At 45.9% G+C, this 19,420-nt stretch carries 13 protein-coding genes and 1 pseudogene; 8 read left to right on the top strand and 6 right to left on the bottom strand.

Going from position 1 to position 19,420, the window contains the following annotated elements; all coding sequences use genetic code 11:
- The first annotated feature begins 248 nt into the window (after window positions 1–248).
- Window positions 249–1,352, top strand: a complete 1,104-nt coding sequence (locus tag OQJ86_RS08860; protein WP_265987517.1) for a phosphoribosylaminoimidazolesuccinocarboxamide synthase — start codon at window positions 249–251, stop codon at window positions 1,350–1,352.
- Between the two features lie 148 nt (window positions 1,353–1,500).
- Here OQJ86_RS08860 and OQJ86_RS08855 read toward each other — a convergent pair whose 3' ends face one another.
- The 3 genes from OQJ86_RS08855 to OQJ86_RS08845 form a co-directional block, all read right to left on the bottom strand.
- Complete coding sequence (locus OQJ86_RS08855; RefSeq protein ID WP_038868678.1) at window positions 1,501–1,878, bottom strand: hypothetical protein; 378 nt, start codon at window positions 1,876–1,878, stop codon at window positions 1,501–1,503.
- 234 nt (window positions 1,879–2,112) lie between these two features.
- The gene (locus OQJ86_RS08850; protein WP_265987516.1) at window positions 2,113–2,871 is read right to left on the bottom strand and encodes a phospholipase A; all 759 of its coding nucleotides are present in this window, start codon (window positions 2,869–2,871) and stop codon (window positions 2,113–2,115) included.
- Window positions 2,872–2,982: 111 nt separating this feature from the next.
- Window positions 2,983–5,337: a helicase-related protein gene (locus OQJ86_RS08845; protein ID WP_265987515.1), complete on the bottom strand. Its 2,355-nt coding sequence runs from the start codon at window positions 5,335–5,337 to the stop codon at window positions 2,983–2,985.
- Window positions 5,338–5,574: 237 nt separating this feature from the next.
- On the opposite strand from OQJ86_RS08845, the gene OQJ86_RS08840 reads away from it, so the two are divergent.
- The 3 genes from OQJ86_RS08840 (at window position 5,575) to OQJ86_RS08830 (ending at window position 9,792) form a co-directional block, all read left to right on the top strand.
- Complete coding sequence (locus OQJ86_RS08840) at window positions 5,575–7,263, top strand: NAD-dependent malic enzyme (RefSeq protein ID WP_009705856.1); 1,689 nt, start codon at window positions 5,575–5,577, stop codon at window positions 7,261–7,263.
- Window positions 7,264–7,429: 166 nt separating this feature from the next.
- Window positions 7,430–8,176 (top strand): SanA/YdcF family protein, encoded by a 747-nt coding sequence (locus OQJ86_RS08835; protein ID WP_265987514.1) that lies wholly within the window; start codon window positions 7,430–7,432, stop codon window positions 8,174–8,176.
- Window positions 8,177–8,421: 245 nt separating this feature from the next.
- Complete coding sequence (locus tag OQJ86_RS08830; protein ID WP_039974479.1) at window positions 8,422–9,792, top strand: SLC13 family permease; 1,371 nt, start codon at window positions 8,422–8,424, stop codon at window positions 9,790–9,792.
- Window positions 9,793–9,953: 161 nt separating this feature from the next.
- On the opposite strand, the pseudogene OQJ86_RS08825 reads toward OQJ86_RS08830, so the two are convergent.
- Window positions 9,954–11,298 (bottom strand): annotated as a pseudogene (locus OQJ86_RS08825) (GGDEF domain-containing protein).
- A gap of 340 nt (window positions 11,299–11,638) precedes the next feature.
- On the opposite strand from OQJ86_RS08825, the gene OQJ86_RS08820 reads away from it, so the two are divergent.
- A complete protein-coding gene (locus OQJ86_RS08820) occupies window positions 11,639–12,463 on the top strand; it encodes a DUF2797 domain-containing protein (protein WP_265987513.1) in 825 nt (274 codons plus the stop codon).
- A gap of 79 nt (window positions 12,464–12,542) precedes the next feature.
- On the opposite strand, the gene OQJ86_RS08815 is transcribed toward OQJ86_RS08820, so the two are convergent.
- Both OQJ86_RS08815 and OQJ86_RS08810 read right to left on the bottom strand, forming a co-directional pair.
- On the bottom strand, window positions 12,543–13,778 hold the full coding sequence (locus OQJ86_RS08815; RefSeq protein WP_265987512.1) for a cysteine desulfurase-like protein: 1,236 nt from the start codon (window positions 13,776–13,778) through the stop codon (window positions 12,543–12,545).
- Window positions 13,762–14,421 carry a 2OG-Fe dioxygenase family protein gene (locus OQJ86_RS08810; protein WP_010448603.1) on the bottom strand — a complete coding sequence of 220 codons (660 nt, stop codon included), beginning with the start codon at window positions 14,419–14,421 and terminating at the stop codon, window positions 13,762–13,764. Before OQJ86_RS08810 ends, OQJ86_RS08815 begins: the two co-directional genes overlap by 17 nt.
- Window positions 14,422–14,789: 368 nt before the next feature.
- Here OQJ86_RS08810 and trxB point away from each other — a divergent pair, with 368 nt between their 5' ends.
- The 3 genes from trxB to cydC all read left to right on the top strand — a co-directional run bounded on the left by trxB (window position 14,790) and on the right by cydC (window position 19,357).
- Window positions 14,790–15,749: a thioredoxin-disulfide reductase gene (gene trxB, locus OQJ86_RS08805; RefSeq protein ID WP_009705851.1), complete on the top strand. Its 960-nt coding sequence runs from the start codon at window positions 14,790–14,792 to the stop codon at window positions 15,747–15,749.
- 103 nt (window positions 15,750–15,852) lie between these two features.
- A complete protein-coding gene (gene cydD, locus OQJ86_RS08800) occupies window positions 15,853–17,640 on the top strand; it encodes a heme ABC transporter permease/ATP-binding protein CydD (protein WP_265987511.1) in 1,788 nt (595 codons plus the stop codon).
- Complete coding sequence (cydC, locus tag OQJ86_RS08795) at window positions 17,633–19,357, top strand: heme ABC transporter ATP-binding protein/permease CydC (protein ID WP_265987510.1); 1,725 nt, start codon at window positions 17,633–17,635, stop codon at window positions 19,355–19,357. Before cydD ends, cydC begins: the two co-directional genes overlap by 8 nt.
- Window positions 19,358–19,420: the final 63 nt, after the last annotated feature.

Here is a 19,420-nt window from a genome sequence, read left to right as displayed (position 1 = left end):
GTTTAAACTACAAACCATCCTTGAAGGCTACGAACTCGCAATGTCTCTTGATCACTAGACTTGTGATCAAGAGACAGCCTTTTAAGGAGGCTTTTTTTGTGCTTTAACAAATTAAGGCAAACGTTTGCTTTTTCTCTGGCGAGTTAAAATAGTTCTGGTATGATGCCCTCATTCGATTTATTCAGCGTGCTTTTTTCGTTGGATATCTTCTCTTTATGACGTTTGATTAAGATGATAGGAATGTCGCAATGAGCCTTGCTAATCAAGTACTTGCCGTCAATGACGACCTGCCAATTCGCACCCACAAGCCTGTTCACAGCGGAAAAGTTCGCTCTGTTTACTGGTTAACTGAAGAAGACAGCGCACGACTGATCAAAGAAAAAGGATACGATGTCGCTACTGATGCCCCACTGGCCATCATGGTGATCAGTGACCGTATCTCTGCATTCGATTGTATCTGGCACGGCGAAGGTGGACTCAAAGGTGTTCCGGGTAAAGGCGCGGCACTCAACGCGATCTCTAACCACTGGTTCAAATTGTTCAAAGACAACGGCCTTGCTGATAGTCATATCTTGGACATCCCTCACCCATTCGTTTGGATCGTACAAAAAGCGAAGCCAGTGAAGATTGAAGCAATCTGCCGTAAGTACATCACGGGTTCTATGTGGCGTGCCTACGCAAATGGCGAGCGTGAATTCTGTGGTATTGAGCTTCCTGAAGGTCTTGAGAAAGATAAAGCCCTACCTGAATTACTAATGACACCTTCAACTAAAGGTATCTTGAAAGGTATTCCAGGCGTTCCTGAAGCGGATGACGTGAACATCACTCGCCAAAACATCGTGGAGAACTATGAAGCTTTCAACTTCTCAAGTGCAGAAGACATTGCGCAATACGAAAAGCTATTGAAAGAAGGCTTTAATGTGATCAGCGATGCGCTTGAAGCCGTTGACCAAACGTTCGTAGATACTAAGTTTGAATTTGGCTATGTGCACGACGCTGCCGGTAACGAAAAGCTAATTTACATGGATGAAGTCGGTACGCCTGATTCGTCACGTATTTGGGATACAAAAGAATACCAAGCCGGAAACATCGTTGAAAACTCGAAAGAAGGTTTCCGTCAGTTCTTATTAAACCACTTCCCTGATCCTGATATTCTGCTTAACAAAGAGCGCATGCCCGAGCGTGAAGCTCTTGCTCGTGATAACGATCTGCCAGTAGAGTCTTTGATGGACATCTCTCGCACGTATATCAGCATCGCAGAAAAAATCACAGGGCAGCCAATCAAGTTGAGCAATAATCCGAAAGCAGAGATCATCGAAATCTTGAGCAAAGAATACGGTTTGATTGATTAAGCTTTACTCGCTCAACGCTGAGTAAAAACCTAATACAAAAGGGAGCTAAGCTAAAACACAGCATTGGTTCTCAGGTTTACAATAGGTAATAAAAAAGCGACCGAATACTCGATCGCTTTTTTGATTGGGGGAAGGTATAGCTTTAGTGTTAGAACTTCAAATTAAGGACATCTTGCTCTGTGGTATCTACTTTTAGTTTACTTCTAGATTCAATGTACTCGATTTGTTTTAAGTCTAACGAATAAGGCATAACTACACGTAATTCATGGATTCCTTCATGTTTTGCAAGCTTTGCCAACATCACTAAATTGGATTCATCGCTCTGACGTGAAGACATCGATTTTAATGCAGCGTCCCAAAGGCGATCCTCTGGTTGGCTCAATTCCGCGATGTTCTGTTTCCACATCATGCCAAAAATGGGCGCGATGGTGGCGAACGCTTCCAGAAAGGTCCACTTCTTACTTCCCGTTGCCCCTAGGAAGCTGGTGTAGTCGAATTCAATGCATGTCTTTCCTTGTTGCTCCATCCTATGCCTCGACACTCTGAAATGAGATATACAAAATATCGTTCAATTACTTTGATATAGCAATAGGATATAAAACAATGGTCTTTTATGCCCTTATTTGACCTCAAAAGGAAATATTAAAACCAGCTTTGTAACAAATGATGTACAGCTTCGCCATATATAAGCATCCAATTGATTAATATTTTCAACGCTTAACTAAAAACGTTGCTAAGCATACCAAGCAAGTAAAGCCCTTTATAAATTCACCAATCGAATACCAAGCCCCACGCGAGTTTGAGAGTGATCATAGTCGATGAGCGTTTCGCCATAACCATGGTATCCCTGAACATACAGACCAAGGATGTCGTTAAAGTACAAGGTATAACCTAACTCGATGCCACCTTTATCATCAGCAAAGTTGTAAAAGCCTCGAGTATTGAACACACCAGCGCCAGTGTAGACCTTTGCCCAAAGTTCATAAGGCGCATAGTAGTCTTCCATTTCATCATTTTCAGTGGTGATTACCCACCAAGCGTGTGCACCGTATTCCACAGGGCCTGAAAAACGTTCGGCGGCGATATATAACCTATCCCAACTGCGAGAAAGCTTACTTGATTGACCATTTGATTCATGCTTATAGCCCGCTTCTAAGTGGTTGAATAAAAACATGTTGGATTGGTGCGCGAGAAATACTTGAGGTTTGTAATTGGTCTCTCTGAACGGAGGAGATATGTCAGAGTTAGCAAGTTGCCAGAGAGATTTTTGTGTGTATGCACCCATCAGCGCAGTACCAGAGTTAAATCGATAAAATGGAATCGAAGCGGAGATTTGAAACTTCACTTCAAAGTGCTGTAATGAGTCCATTTCAGAACCGAGTTCATTGTAAGCATCTTGATTAATGTCTGAGGTGTACGTACCGAGGACATAGTTATCTTCGTAAGTGGAGATGTGATTAATACTTTTTCCGTAAGCCAATACGGGGCATAACAATAGTGGAATTGCTTTATACTTCATCGTTTTCCTTCACGCCGCTCAACAAGAGCGGCAAATTCATTCCTTATCGCCTAAAAACAGGCCATAAACTTCAAGGGAAACGAGATCAAGCAAATACTGTTCCGGATTGTGTTACTTCACATCTAATACTCTGCTGGCTTTCTTGTATTGCACTTTCCAACCAGACCAACGTGGCAACTCCCAGCGTTTAGGATCCCCTTTTCGACCTCCTTCGGCGTAGATAACCTGCACGAGCTTGCGTGATACAAAATACTCAACATCCAGTTTTAGCTCTGCAAGTACGAGTTTAAGTGGATAGCGTTCAACAAAGTCATCGTATTCCCACTCAGGGATGCCTTCGAACGGGATGTCATCGGCTTCAAACAGTTCGATATCTTCCACACTTTCTACACCAAGCATTTCCAGTTGCTCGGCCAACCACGTAGCGAAAGACAAACCGTCGAGTTCCGTTTTTTCAATAGGCTCAGGATTTAACCCAAGCGCGTTATAGATCTTCCAGTGCTGAATTTGCTGTTTTCTCAATGGAGCAAAACCCGGTAATAGCGTTTCGTCTTCAATCATCTCAACGATAGATTGGACGGCAACTTCGCCTTCAAGCGATTGATATTCCGTACAAATGGTTCGTCCTGCATAGACCAAATGCATGGTCGCTCGTGGGGCTTCTTCCTCATAGTTGGTTTCGCCTTGTTGCCACTCACCAAGCTCTAATTCGCGCAGCAGATTGAGGGACACAGGTAGCATTACGGAGGCAAGATTGAGCGTCTGTTTTACGCCTCTTCCGGGTACACTGTGGCTATCTAGCACCAAAGCTGCCTCACTTTTTTCGGGGAAACGGCTATTGCGCCCAACCATCATTTCCATCAAACCATTGCCTAGCGCGTCACGACGTCGTTCTCGGCGAACAAATACAAGTTCTGGATGTAACGTAGCAATGGCTTTGGTCAATTCATCGCGTTTGTATCGCGATGCGACTTCAAGATCCGGCAATTCAAACACTTCTCGCATCTGCTTTGCTAACCCTTGCGCTTCTTCAAGCACGCTTGCATCAAGATTAATACCGGGAAGCTGCTCCCCTCGCACCAAGCGAATCATCAACGAGGCATCGCAGCCAAATGGCTCTTCTTGCGCTAATGCTTCGGCAAACTCACCGCCTTGCAATTGATACAATTGAGCGGGCACAGAAAGCGCTGCCGATAAATCGATCATCGCTTCTCGTTCTGATTTGGTTTGGATACGAGTCACTAAGTCTGCAAATAAGGCATCAATTGGTAGAGGGTACACTTTTTTACCGTGCTCGGTGATGTTACCTTGCTCGTCTATCGCTGCCATCCTCTGCAGGGTTTGGAGTGCTGAGTTAAGTGACTTTTCAGGTACAGAATCGAGGAAGGAAAGTTCGGAAAGTCTGTATCCACAACAAGCCGCAGCGAGCATTGGTTCTACAAGTTCTTCACGATGTAATTCAGGTGGCGTCACCCGTTCCAACGGAGCATGCTCACCAAACAAGCGAATACACGCTCCTTCAGCAACACGACCTGCTCGCCCCATTCGCTGCGCTGCGCTGGCTTTGGAGATGTTGGTTAACGTCAGGGCTGTCCGTCCATTTCGTTGCACGGTTCTGCGTTCCAAACCACTATCGATGACCACGCGGATGTTTGGAATGGTCAGAGAGGTTTCTGCAACGTTGGTTGCCAACACCACTTTACGTTGCTTTTGTACCGTCAACGCACGATGGCGCTCTTCATCACTCACCGATGCATGCAGCTTCACGACCATCACATCGTCAATACTTTGCAGCATTTGCGCGCATTGAGTGATCTCTTTTCGACCCGGTAAGAAAACGAGAATATCGCCCTCTTCGTCTTCGAGTGCTTCTTTTACTGTGCCCACAACATCATTCTCACAACCTTTCTTGTTCGGCAAGTAACGACTGTCCATTGAGCGATGAGTCACGGTGACAGGAAAACAACGACCTTCTGATCGTAGGCGCTTGGCATCCAAGTAGTTCGCTAGCTTTTCGCCTTCTAAAGTGGCTGACGTGACAATCAGACGGTGCTGTTTTTCTTGCTTTAAAATCGCGGTAAGGAGATCAATGTCCCAGCGGCGTTCATGAAATTCGTCCACCATCACGATATCGAAGCTAGCCAGTTTGTCTTCCGCGAACCAACGCAGCGCAACACCGGGCGTCACGAACACGACTTTAGTCTTTTCATCATAGTGAGCGTGAAGCTTTATCGCGTAACCAATCTGTTTGCCCAAAGGTTGACCAGATTGCTCGGCAAGAAATTCAGCTAACGAGGTACAAGCGATTCGGCGTGGCTCAATCACCAATACTCGACCGTGATTGGCAGCCCAAAGTGGCAATCGCGTGGATTTACCTGAGCCAGTTTCGGCCTCAACCACCAAATGATGGTGATTCACGAGTTGGTCAAATTCCGCTTGTAAGCTATCGATAGGTAATTGAGACATAAAAGATAAGAACGTGATAATGGATTGCGAGGCATTATACCTGAGTGAGAAATTCCTGCTTTAGGAATCGTTTCTGGCCATTTAATGACAGTATTAATGTTTCAGTGACGATATTTTCGTCGGGAATTGGATTTTTTTGCGACATTACGTTGATGTGCATCAACGAATGTTTACAACTAAATAGTGAACCCGTTAGAATTTTGCACGCATCCTTCAACCCTACATTTAAGGCACCCAATGAACAACGACAAGCGCCCACTCTATATCCCATATGCGGGTCCGGCTCTTTTAGCGACCCCTCTTTTGAACAAGGGCAGTGCGTTCTCCGGAGAAGAACGTAGTTCATTCAACTTGGAAGGTCTTCTACCAGAGACGACTGAAACCATCCAAGAGCAAGTAGAGCGTGCGTACCAACAGTACAAAAGCTTTGAAAGTGACATGGATAAGCACATTTACCTGCGCAACATCCAAGACACGAACGAAACGCTATTCTACCGCCTAGTTCAAAACCACATTTCTGAGATGATGCCGATTATCTACACACCAACCGTTGGTGCAGCGTGTGAGAACTTCTCAAACATCTACCGTCGTGGCCGTGGTCTGTTCATCTCTTACCCGAACCGTGACCGTATCGATGACCTGCTAAACAACGCAGCAAACCACAACGTTAAAGTAATCGTAGTAACTGATGGCGAACGTATCTTGGGCTTGGGTGACCAAGGTATCGGCGGCATGGGTATTCCAATCGGTAAGCTTTCTCTATACACAGCATGTGGCGGTATCAGCCCTGCTTACACACTACCAATCGTACTTGATGTGGGTACCAACAACCCGCAACGTCTTGCAGATCCAATGTACATGGGTTGGCGTCATCCTCGTATCACTGGCCCTGATTACGATGCGTTTGTTGAAGAGTTTATCCAAGCAGTACAACGCCGTTGGCCAGATGCCCTGATCCAGTTCGAAGACTTTGCACAGAAAAACGCAATGCCACTTCTAGAGCGCTACAAAGACCGCATCTGTTGTTTCAACGATGACATTCAAGGTACAGCGGCGGTAACCGTAGGTTCTCTACTTGCAGCATGTAAAGCGGCAGGTACTAAGCTGTCTGATCAACGCATTACTTTCTTGGGTGCTGGTTCTGCTGGTTGTGGTATTGCAGAAGCGATCATCGCGCAAATGGTATCGGAAGGAATCTCTGATAAGAAAGCACGTTCGCAAGTTTACATGGTTGACCGTTGGGGTCTGTTACAAGAAGGCATGCCTAACCTTCTTGATTTCCAACAACGCTTGGTTCAGAAGTTCGACAACACGAAGAAGTGGGAAAATGAAGGAAATGGCTTCTCACTTCTTGATGTGATGCACAATGCGAAGCCAACCGTGCTAATTGGTGTATCTGGTGCCCCTGGCCTCTTCAGTGAAGAAGTGATCAAAGAGATGCACAAGCACTGTGCACGTCCGATTGTATTCCCGCTTTCGAACCCAACAAGCCGCGTAGAAGCAACACCAAATGACATCATTCGTTGGACAAACGGTGAAGCGCTAGTTGCAACAGGTAGCCCATTTGAGCCCGTGGTGCATGAAGGCAACACTTACCCTATCGCGCAATGTAACAACAGCTACATCTTCCCTGGTATTGGTTTGGGTGTGCTTGCAGTAAATGCGAAGCGCGTAACGGACGAAATGTTGATGGAATCAAGCCGCGCATTGGCAACATGCTCACCATTAGCGATCAACGGCAACGGTGCTCTACTTCCACCACTAGAAGAAATTCATTTGGTATCGAAGAAGATTGCATTCGCTGTTGCGAAGAAAGCGATTGAGCAAGGTGTCGCGCTAGAAATCACTGATGAAGCGCTAAATGACGCGATTGACCAAGCCTTCTGGCAACCGGTTTACCGTCGTTACAAACGCACAGCATTCTAAGCTTTAAGACGTTTTGTACAATTATTAGCCCTCGCAGTGCGGGGGCTTTTGTTTTTTATGCTCTTTTTTCTCATCCTAACCATATTTTGGCATAAATGGGCTTCTCTCTTTTCATTTCTATCAGATATGATGAGGGATACACATTGAAATAAGGACATCGAACGTTTTGCTGTTTTCTCGCATAAAGTCAAAGTGGAAGCTCAAGTTCTCATGGAAGCGTCTGGCTTTGGTTTTGTCGATCTCTTTACTCGGTCTTTTCGTCACCATCATTGCGATTGACCGATGGGTCGTGCTTCAAGCTCAAGAAGAAATCTTTACCGACTACGAACAAGTGCCAAAGCACGAGGTCGCAGTTGTTCTCGGCACCAGTAAATACATCGGTAAGGTACTCAATACTTACTATACCCACCGCATCAATGCCGCCATCGACCTATACAAACAAGGTAAGGTGAAGCAGTTTCTACTTAGTGGGGATAACGCGCACCGTTCTTACAATGAACCTTGGACAATGAAGCGCGATCTGCTGCGCGCTGGTGTACCGGAAGAAGTCATTCATTTGGATTACGCAGGCTTTCGAACGTTAGATTCCATCGTTCGTGCTAAAAAGATATTCGCCTCTGAGCGCTTCTTGATTGTCACTCAACGATTCCATTGTGAACGAGCGCTGTTTATTGCTGACGCTTACAATATTGATGCGCAGTGTTTGGCCGTAGCTGGACCAACGGCAAGCAAGCAGAAGATCAACATGCGAACACGTGAACTTATGGCACGTGTGAAAGCGTTTTTGGACTTGTACATCATGAATACGCAACCGCGCTTCCTTGGTCCTCAAGAGCCAATCGTTGCGGTGGAAGATACGGTGGAAGAAAAACAAGAAATCATCGAAAACGAACGTAACATTCCGGTTCAATAAGTCGACCAAAGTGTTACTGCTTTCAACACTCTCGCTCTGCATTACACACCGATAACAATTCATTAAAAGTAAATGGGTAGCTTTCTACCCATTTCCAATTCCCAACCTCACACTTTCTTATTCTGCCGTCGATTCAGGCAAAACACCCTTTCGCATCCGAAGTAACATTTAATCAACAAATAACTACAAGTCAGTTACTTTGCCATAAAAAACCAACACTAAGGCAATGCAAAAGGAGCACAACCATGACCGCACTCGCTGTGACACTGAAGAACTGGTTCTTCACTCGCAACAGCATGATATTGACGTCTAATGTCCTGCTGTTCGCTATTTTGTTCAACACCCTACCCTTTGAGCCTCAAGTCGTAACCGGCTTATGTATTTTGATTTTTGTTGCCGTACTTTGGTTAACGGAAGCCATTCACGTAAGCATCACTGCCCTGCTAATCCCGCTACTCGCGGTATTCTTGGGCGTATTCAATACCCAAGCAGCGCTAAACAACTTCTCTAACTCGATCATTTTCTTGTTCTTGGGTGGTTTCGCATTGGCTGCCGCGCTTCACAAACAAAAGCTCGATCAAGCGATAGCCGACAAAGTATTGCTGATTGCGCGCGGTAAGATGTCTGTCGCGGTCTTCATGTTGTTTGGTGTGAGCGCTGGCCTATCAATGTGGATCTCGAACACCGCAACGACAGCGATGATGTTGCCATTGGTTCTAGGTGTTATGAGCAAACTAGACGCGAAGAAGAGTCACAGAACTTACCTGTTCGTGCTACTTGGTATCGCCTACAGTGCGTCGATTGGCGGCATCGCAACGCTAGTAGGTAGCCCACCGAATGCTATCGCAGCCGCAGAAGTCGGTTTGAACTTTACAGAGTGGATGGAGCTGGGTTTACCAATTTCTTTGATTCTCATGCCTATCGCGATCTTGGTGCTATACACCATGACAAAGCCAGATTTAAGCCACACGTTCGAACTTGACCACCAGCCTGTTGAGTGGACAAACGGCAAGAAGATCACCTTAGCGATTTTCCTATTAACAGTGACATTCTGGATTTTCAGCAAACCGATCAACGCTATGCTTGGCGGTTTTGCGAAGTTCGATACCCTCGTTGCAATTGGTGCGATTCTATTACTTGGTGCATCTCGCGCAGTAGAGTGGAAAGACATTGAAAAGACAACTGACTGGGGTGTTTTGATCCTGTTTGGTGGCGGTATCTGTCTAAGTAACGTACTAAAAGCAACAGGCACAAGTGTCTTCTTGGCTAACGGTCTAGCTGGTTTCCTTGAGCAAGCTGGTGTCCTACTCACGATTTTATCTGTGGTTGCGTTTGTTGTTTTCCTAACCGAGTTTGCAAGTAACACCGCGAGTGCGGCGCTATTAGTGCCAGTATTTGCCACCATTGCAGAAGCGCTTGGTCTATCGCCAGTCATTCTATCAGCACTGATTGCTGTAGCAGCATCTTGTGCCTTCATGCTGCCAGTAGCAACGCCACCTAACGCGATTGTATTTGCGACGGGTCATATCAAACAGAAAGAGATGATGCGAATCGGTATGGTGTTAAACGTTGCATGTATCGGCGCGCTAACTCTATTCGCTTGGTTGTTCTGGTAAACATTGCTCAAATAAAAAAGAGCGGCGCCCAAACGCAGCTCTCTTATCAAAACTAGCACTACAACTGCTGTTCTCGGTAATCAAATTGAATACCTAACTACTACCCCCTAGTCATGTTCAGCAGTTTCCCTTTTGGTGGTCAGTCGACCACCTTTTTTCTTTTAGCCCAGCGTCTCTGTTTGTGGTTGTTTTTGCATACCGTAATTGACTTCAATTCGATTTCGGCCATTACGCTTCGCCATATATAACACTTCATCCGCACGAGCCATCGTTTCTGAAACACGCTCATTCTGCATTTGTGCAACACCGATACTGCACGTTAACGGCTCACCATGGACCCAGAGATGCTTTTCTACATTCCGACGCACAATCTCAGCTTTCTGTACGGCTTGCTCGATATTGGTGTTTGGACAGAACACAACAAACTCTTCACCCCCCCCAACGTACCAGTCGGTCATCAGTTTGAATGGAACTCGCAATCACCATAACAAACTCGCGTAAAATATCGTCCCCCATTTGATGTCCGTATTTATCATTCACGCGTTTAAACTTGTCTAAGTCCATATAGAGAATCGAAAACGAATCGTGACCCCAGCGAACTTGACGAGCTTGTTGCTCAAGCCAGTTTTGGACTGCATGTCGATTCATCGCTCCAGTTAAGGCATCACGATGTGCCAGTTCCGCAAACTCATAATTTTGTGTACGAAGCGTCGAATTCACCTTCTCTAAATGGCGGTGGCGTTTCCGTGCTTTGTTGTATGCGATTTTATTTTTGCGCATTTCTTGTAGTGAGAATGCTAAACCCAGCGCCATCCATGAGAACAACAAAGCGAACAACAGTGTCGACTGTTCTACATATGCGCCTTCAAACTCAATCTTGTCGATAACGATCTTATGTTTACCGAGTGCCGCCCCTGCTCCGGTTGCCAGATCAATGCGAGTAATGTTGGCAAACTCAGGCGCAGAGTGCTCAATCGCAACGTCGTTATCATTCAACCACCACGTCATCACCTGAAGGTTTTCAATCGGGATCTCAATAACTTCACTAAAGTCTGAAGGAGAAAACTGCATGCCATTGTATTTGATGGTGTATTCATCATTCGGGTCTGAGTAGGCCGAATTGAAGTTACGCAAGTACAGACGCAAGTTTTTGCTTGGGTTTTGACCCTCTCCAGCCATTTCATAACGAATTTTTAGACGAACGGTATGGTAACTGGAAAGATCCAAACCTTTGGTCGCTTGCTTCACATCGGTGTAAACGGAGATGCCGCAGTAAGGCCACGCGTATTTGCTTTCCTTTAGGTCACAGTTCAGAACCAAACTGTGGTTTTGATAAGTAATATCAGATTCACTCAAACCACCAGCAATCGCATCACTTGTAACATGAATATTAAATTGATCCGGTGTAACTTCTAGCTTACGAGTATCACCAAGCAAACTGTATAACGCCACCAAACTGATGGTGCATATCGACAACGCAAAAATTAATTTATGTATCCATTTCATGGCGGCTGGCCTATTTACTGACAACTGTTCTGTTTATATCGTGCAATGTACTGAAAGATTTTTCGTTTTTCAAACAAAGTTATTTATCAAGTTAAAAAGTGATTTAAAACTCACATTCTTAATTTCAATACATAGTACACACAAAGTAATTGTGAACCCGCTTCAAGATTGTAGAAATATTCTCACCAAGCGAGATTTGCGAAAGACTTCACACACTGACTTTGTCTAGTGTTCAAAAAGCCATCAAACAGAAAGCGAAAACTAACACGTATTAGCTTTCTCCTGCCTCTGAACGTCGGTTCGGTATATACTGTGCAAAAACACAATAATGAGTAATGTCATGTCAATAATCGCTACAGGCACGCTAAACAAAATGCGTGCTTCTCTGGATGGTGCAGTAAGCTACCGTCTGCCTGTGGGTGACGAAGAAGTGGATTTGAGCCCATTTCTTGGTAAACCCCTCACTCTAACTCACACTGGCAACATCTACTGTTGTTCTTGCGGTAAGAAAACCAAGAAGAGCTACTCTCAAGGCCACTGCTTTGTATGTATGAAGAAGTTGGCGAGTTGCGACATGTGCATCATGAAGCCAGAAACTTGTCACTACGAACAAGGCACCTGTCGCGAGCCGCAATGGGGTGAAGAGAACTGCATGGTGGACCACTTCGTTTACCTATCTAACACGTCAAGTTTGAAAGTGGGCATCACGCGTCATACCCAAATTCCAACCCGTTGGATAGACCAAGGTGCGACACAAGGTCTGCCTATCTTCAAAGTAAAAACTCGTCATATTTCTGGCTTGATTGAAATCGAATTAGCGAAACACATTGCTGATAAGACAAACTGGCGAACGCTGCTGAAAGGCGATGGCGACCCAATTGAACTGCAAGATCGCTTTGCAGAACTACTGCCATTAGTGGAAGACAAAATCGCTGAGATTAAACAGCAGTATGGCGATGACGCAATTGAAGTGTTGAGCGAAAACATCACTTCTCTAAGCTACCCAGTTCAGAAGCATCCGACTAAAATCACCTCGCACAACTTCGATAAAAACCCAGTTGTTACAGGTACATTGCAAGGTATTAAAGGCCAATACCTGATCTTCGATACTGGCGTGATCAACGTGCGGAAATTTACCTCGTATGAAGTTGAAGTGAGCGAATAAGCTCTCGGCTCATTGAATAAAAGAAACGAAAAAGCTCGAGCACCTGGCTCGAGCTTTTAGTTTGTGTCGTCTTCGATTCTTACGCGTCGAGGATATTTTCTAACACATCAAACAACATATCGATTTCTGCCGTCGTGTTGTAGTGCATACAACCGATGCGAACCACGCCGCCCGACTCTTCTAAGCCTAACTGGCGAACGAGTCCTAGTGCATAGAAGTGTCCATTCCAGACACAGATATTGTGCTCGCCCAACGTCTTCGCGATGAACTCTGGAGAGTATTTATCAAAAGTCAGCGCGAAAGTTGGCGTTCTCAATTGGTTACTTTCATTGTTAATACCAAACAAGTTCACGCCATCGAGCGCCCCTAAACGCTGCAAGAAATGCTCACTCAATTGCTGCTCATGTTGGCTGTATAACGCATAGCTTTGCTCTAGACGCTGACGAAGTGATGCTTCTTCATCGCCAAACTGGGCTAGGTATTCAACCGCAGCTGTGACGCCAGCCAAGCCTTCAAAGTTCTGCGTTCCGGTTTCAAAGCGCCCCGGTCCAATATTGGTTGCAGGTTCAACTTTGTAGGGCTTAACACTGTGTAACCACTGGTCTGCTACGTACGCAATTCCTACGTGTGGTCCGAAAAACTTGTACGCAGAACATGCCAAGAAATCACATCCTAATGCTTGCACATCGACTAAATGGTGCGGCGCGTAATGCACGGCATCCACATAAACTTGAGCGCCGCTACTGTGTGCCATTTTGACCACTTGGTGCATATCAACAATCGAGCCGGTGGTGTTCGATGCGTAAGTCACCGCAACTATGCGAGTTTTCTCATTCAACAAGCTCTGAAGATGCGCAAGATCTAGCGTGCAATCTTCTTCATTAATTCTGACTTGATGAACCACCACGCCTTTATCTTCTGCTGCTTGTTGCCAACTCGACACATTAGAGTAATGGTCTAGGGCTGAAACAATGATCTCATCGCCCTCTTTCCAATCTCGACTAATAGCGCGACTTAGCTGAAATGTCAGCGAGGTCATGTTCGCACCAAACACGATATTGCCAGAGGACGGTGCGTTTAGCAGAGCTTGTGCCGATTCGCGAGCCGATTGCATTACATCAACCGTCGCTTGGCTTGAGAAATAGTGCCCACCAAGGTTCGAATTGAATCGTCCAAGGTAGCTCACCATGCTATCCAGTACCGACTGCGGCACTTGTGAACCACCGGGTCCATCAAAAAAGGTCACTGGGCGATCATTGTGGTATTGCGCCAGTGCGGGAAATTGTTCTCGGATCTGATTAAGATTGAAGTTCATTTCGCTTGTCCGTCGCTGTCAGTACAAATACATCCATATGACCTTCTTGGTCATTAATCACTGAGCGAATTGGCACCGCGTTGTGCCACAGTTTGCTGTCTGCCAGCATTGCCACTTCGCCATTTTCCAATACTTTACGGAAAAAAGGCGCTTGGTTGTGGCTGCTGTAAAGCATGATGTCGCCACCCATGATGTTGTGACGCCCTACGCCTACTAGCGCGATGTGGTCAAAACCATCTTGGTGTACCCCTTCCGGTGCAACTTGGGTTTCATCGTAAATCGCAGTAATTCGAATTTGATGGATCTCGATTTCCTGACCGTTTGGTAAGTGGTTTGCGTTAACGAACAACTCACACATTTCACGGAAACCTTCACTGGAAAGAATCCCTTTTTCAATCGGCTCAAACTGGCGAATCACATCACCTTGGAAACGGTTGATATCAGAAGATTGTACAAAGCTGTTCTTATTTAAATCGACCACCTGACCGTTTTCAAACCCAACCACAGAGTAACGACGAAGACGATATTGGCCGTCGGCATGTTCCGTACGAGGTAGGCCTTCGAAGGAAGGAGAAAGTTGCTCAATCGCTGCCATGCTGAGCTGAGTCAAATGTAAGGTGTTCTCTCGTGAATGTAACATCATTGGCTCCTTTAATGAGGCACATTTAGCTTGTTTGAATTAACATTTAATTTACATCTTAGGATACGCAAATATTCTGCAATTACCAGAATTTGACGTTGATAGCTTCAACAAAAAAGAAAAAACGACACTTAGCACTATAATTAACATCAACAGCAGTTTAAACATTCAGAACGGAGCTTGCGCAGTATTTGAAACTAGAACTCTCTACTATAAACAGAATTTTATTCTAGTCTGGAACGCCTCTCCATAAACATCAGCAAGTTCTAACCTATAACCAATAATTCGATCCGCTCCTTTCGTTTATGCTTTTAAAGCACTAAGAATTTCCATACAATCGGGAGAAATGTTCAGCCCTCTATGGAGCCATAATGAGCGACGTAAAACACTGTAAATTATTAATTCTTGGTTCTGGCCCAGCAGGTTACACCGCAGCAGTATACGCAGCGCGTGCTAACTTAAACCCTGTGCTAGTAACGGGAATGCAGCAAGGTGGTCAGCTAACGACCACAACTGAAGTAGAAAACTGGCCTGGTGATGCAGAAGGTCTTACTGGTCCAGGTTTGATGGAACGCATGAAAGAACACGCAGAACGATTCGAAACAGAAATCGTGTTCGATCACATCAACGAAGTGGATCTGTCTCAACGTCCATTCCGTCTGAAAGGTGACTCTGGTGAGTACACTTGTGATGCGTTGATCATCTCTACTGGCGCATCAGCGAAATACCTAGGTCTTGAATCTGAAGAAGCATTTAAAGGTCGCGGCGTTTCAGCTTGTGCAACTTGTGATGGTTTCTTCTACCGTAATCAGAAAGTGGCGGTTGTAGGCGGTGGTAACACTGCTGTTGAAGAAGCGCTTTACCTATCAAACATTGCATCAGAAGTGCATCTGATCCACCGTCGTGATTCATTCCGCGCTGAGAAGATCCTTGTAAAACGCCTGATGGATAAAGTTGAAAGCGGTAATATCGTTCTTCATACCGACCGTACTCTAGATGAAGTGCTAGGCGACGACATGGGTGTAACGGGTGTTCGCATTAAAGACGTGAACAGCGGTGCGACAGAAGATATCGATGTAATGGGTGCATTCATCGCAATCGGTCACCAACCAAACACGCAAATCTTCGAAGGCCAAGTCGATATGAAAGATGGTTACATCCTCGTTCAATCTGGTCTTGAAGGTAACGCAACGCAAACCAGCATCGAAGGTGTGTTTGCAGCAGGCGACGTGATGGATCATAACTACCGTCAAGCAATCACCTCTGCAGGTACTGGCTGTATGGCAGCTTTAGATGCAGAACGCTTCTTAGACGCACTTACTGACAAATAACTTTTCACATTTGTGTCATATCCTTAAAGCCCAGCGGTATTCCCGCTGGGTTTTCTTTTGTATACTACCGCCTCATTAAAACAATTATCATTAAGCCTTCACGATGGATAAGAAAAAGCAAAGCAGCTTGAATAAGTGGCTTAAGCAACAAAGTAAGTTGGCCAAGCGCTGGCTGATGGTTGCGATAGGCCTAGGCGTACTATCAAGCGTGTTTTTATTGGCTCAAGCAGCCCTGCTCGCCTCCATTCTCCACCAACTCATTATTGAACAAGTCGACAAATCCGAACTCGTTTGGTACTTCGTCGGACTTGGTGTCACCGTTATCGGTCGCGCAGCTTGTACTTGGGGACGCGAAATCGCTGGATATCGTTGCGGCGAACAGATCCGCGTTTACATCCGCCAACTGATTCTCGATAAAGTTCACCAACTTGGTCCTGCTTATATCAAAGGCAAGCCAGCAGGTAGCTGGGCAACGTTGATTCTAGAGCAAGTAGAAGACATGCAAGACTTCTTCTCTCGCTACCTTCCACAAATGTCGTTGTCTGTTTTGGTGCCTTTCATCATCCTAGTAGTGGTTTTTCCAATTAACTGGGCAGCCGGTTTAATTTTCCTGATTACTGCACCATTAGTTCCAATGTTTATGGCATTGGTGGGGATGAAAGCCGCTGACGCAAACCGTAAGAACTTCAAAGCGCTGCAACGTTTATCTGGTCACTTTTATGACCGTTTGCAAGCAATGACAACCATCCGTTTGTTCGACCGTACTCAATCAGAAACCGAGACGTTAAAAGGTGCATCTGAAGTTTTCCGTACTCGCACTATGGATGTATTGAAGATTGCATTCCTATCTTCAGCGGTTCTTGAGTTCTTCACTTCTATCTCAATTGCGATTACGGCAGTTTACTTTGGCTTTAGCTATATCGGAGAGCTCAACTTCGGTTACTACGGCACAGGTGTAACGCTGTTTGCTGGTCTATTTATTCTGATCCTTGCGCCTGAGTTCTATCAACCATTGCGTGACCTTGGTACCTTCTACCATGCCAAGCAACAAGCAGTCGGCGCAGCAGAAAGCATTGTTGAATTTCTAGAGCTAGATGTAGACCAAGTAAAAGATGGCAACAAGGCCGTAGAACAAAACGCAGCGATTCATATCGAAGCTCAAGACCTTGTTATCTTCAGCCCTGAAGGTAAACAGCTTGCTGGTCCCCTATCCTTCTCGCTAGAAGCGAATCAAAGCACCGCACTGGTTGGCCCAAGTGGTGCAGGTAAAACCAGCTTAGTAAATACCATCCTTGGTTTTATGCCATACAAAGGCAGCTTAAAGATTAACGGCTGTGAACTTTCCGAGTTGGATTTGGCGACATGGCGCGAAACCATCAGCTGGATTGGTCAAAACCCAATGCTTTTGCATGGCAGCATTCGTGACAACGTCACTCTTGGTAAGCAAGATATTCAAGATCAGCAAGTCCACTCAGTACTGAGCGACTCCTACGCTGCAGAGTTTGTTGAAATGCACGGTCTGGACTACCAAATATCTGATCGCTCTGGCGGTTTGTCTGTTGGTCAGGCACAGCGTCTTGCCCTTGCTCGTGCGATGCTACAAAACGGCCGTTTTTGGCTACTTGATGAACCAACTGCAAGTTTGGATGCTCGAAGCGAGAAATTAGTTATGGAAGGCATCGGTAAATACACCGAATCCACCACTAACTTGATGATCACTCACCAACTCGCGCCGCTGCAGAATGTCTCCCAGATTCTGGTTATGCAAGAGGGTCAAATCGTTCAACGTGGCGATTACGCAACGCTGGCATCGCAAGATGGTTTATTTAAAGAAATGTTGGCTGCCAACCTAGCTCAACGTGAATCAGACAAGGGGAACTTAGATGCGTGATTTACTCCCTTATCTAAAACTGTATAAAAAGCACTGGTTTGGTTTGTCACTCGGTATGCTTCTGGCGTTTCTAACGCTGGCTGCTTCTATTGGCCTACTCACCTTATCCGGTTGGTTTATCTCTGCGGCTGCCGTCGCGGGTTTGACTATTGCTCGTGAAACCTTCAACTACATGCTTCCGGGCGCTGGCGTTCGTGGCGCTGCGATGGCTCGAACTGCGGGCCGTTGGGGCGAGCGTGTAGTTAGCCACAACGCAACATTCAAACTACTGACGGATCTGCGTATCTTCTTCTTCAAGAAGCTTGCGCCGCTGATCCCTGGTCGCGTTTCAACTCTGCGTGATGCGGATCTGCTAAACCGCCTAGTGGCAGACGTAGACGCGATGGACCATGTGTACTTGCGTCTTGTCAGCCCTGTGATTGTTGGCATCTTCGGTACCTTATCGCTAACCGCAGTGCTTGCCTTCTTTGACTGGCACCTTGCGCTACTGCTTGGCGGTATCCTAACGGTAATGCTGTTGGTGTGGCCAGTATTGTTCTATAAACTGGGCAAACATAACGGCGAACACCTGACTCAAAACAAAGCACAACTGCGCGTAGCAACACTGGACTGGCTGCAAGGTTACAGCGAACTGAGCCTGTTTGGTGCAGAAGAGCGTTACCGTAACGTGATTCTAGAAAAGCAAAAACAGCTGCTCTCCAACCAATTTGTTAACGCAAACCTCACTGGCATGGCGTCTGGCTTGTTGATGCTCGCTAACGGCTTGACCCTTGTTGCAATGCTTTGGTTTGCTGCGGATGGCGTTGGCGGTCGTGCACCAGACCCTTGGATTGCACTGTTCGCGTTTGCAACCATGGCGAGCTTTGAAATTCTGATGCCAATTGCTGGTGCTTTCCAATATCTAGGTCAAACACTGACTTCAGCACGTCGATTAAACGAAATCACGCTAGCTGAGCCAGACGTTGTCTTCCCAGAAACATCGAAGCGTGAAGGTGATAAGCCGTTAAATATTGAGTTCGACAAGGTTGATTTCACCTACCCTGATGGCCAGCAAAAAGTGCTGAAAGACCTGACACTGTCACTGCCACAGGGCTCAAAAACGGCGATTGTTGGCCAAACCGGTTCAGGTAAATCGACGCTTATTCAATTGCTTTGTCGCTACTGGGATGTAAACCAAGGTCAAGTGAGCATTGGTGGCGCGCCTCTGCAAGATTGGAGCGAATCCGATTTGCGCGCTGCGATCACAGTAGTTAGCCAACGTGTTGATGTGCTTAATGGCACATTGCGTGACAACCTATTGCTTGCGGCTCCAGAAGCAACGGATGAACAGCTGGCTGATATTCTGACTAAAGTAGACTTGGCGAATCTGTTAGACGAACCAGGGCTGGATGCTTGGCTAGGTGACGGCGGTCGTCAGCTGTCTGGTGGTGAGAAGCGCCGTATCGGTATTGCTCGCGCGCTATTGCGTGACGCTCCTATCCTACTGCTTGATGAGCCAACTGAAGGTCTAGACAAGCGCACTGAACAAACAGTGATGGAATTGTTCAAGCAACACTTCACCAATAAAACGGTGGTATTCATTACTCACCGTTTGATTGAGTTGGAAAGCATGGACAACATCTGTTTGATGGAACAAGGCGAAATCATCGAACAAGGTAGCCACCAAGCACTGCTTGCAGAAAAAGGTCGTTACCACCAGCTATTACAATCTCTGTAATACCGGGATTCAAATAGACAAAGGGCTCATCAATTGATGAGCCCTTTTCTTTTGCTCTCGCTG

It is taken from the genome of Vibrio sp. Sgm 5 (assembly GCF_026241575.1).
In the GTDB taxonomy this organism is placed as follows: Bacteria; Pseudomonadota; Gammaproteobacteria; order Enterobacterales; family Vibrionaceae; genus Vibrio; species Vibrio jasicida.
The sequence above is the reverse complement of the archived record's forward strand: the minus strand, read 5'-3'. Positions and strand labels throughout refer to the sequence as shown.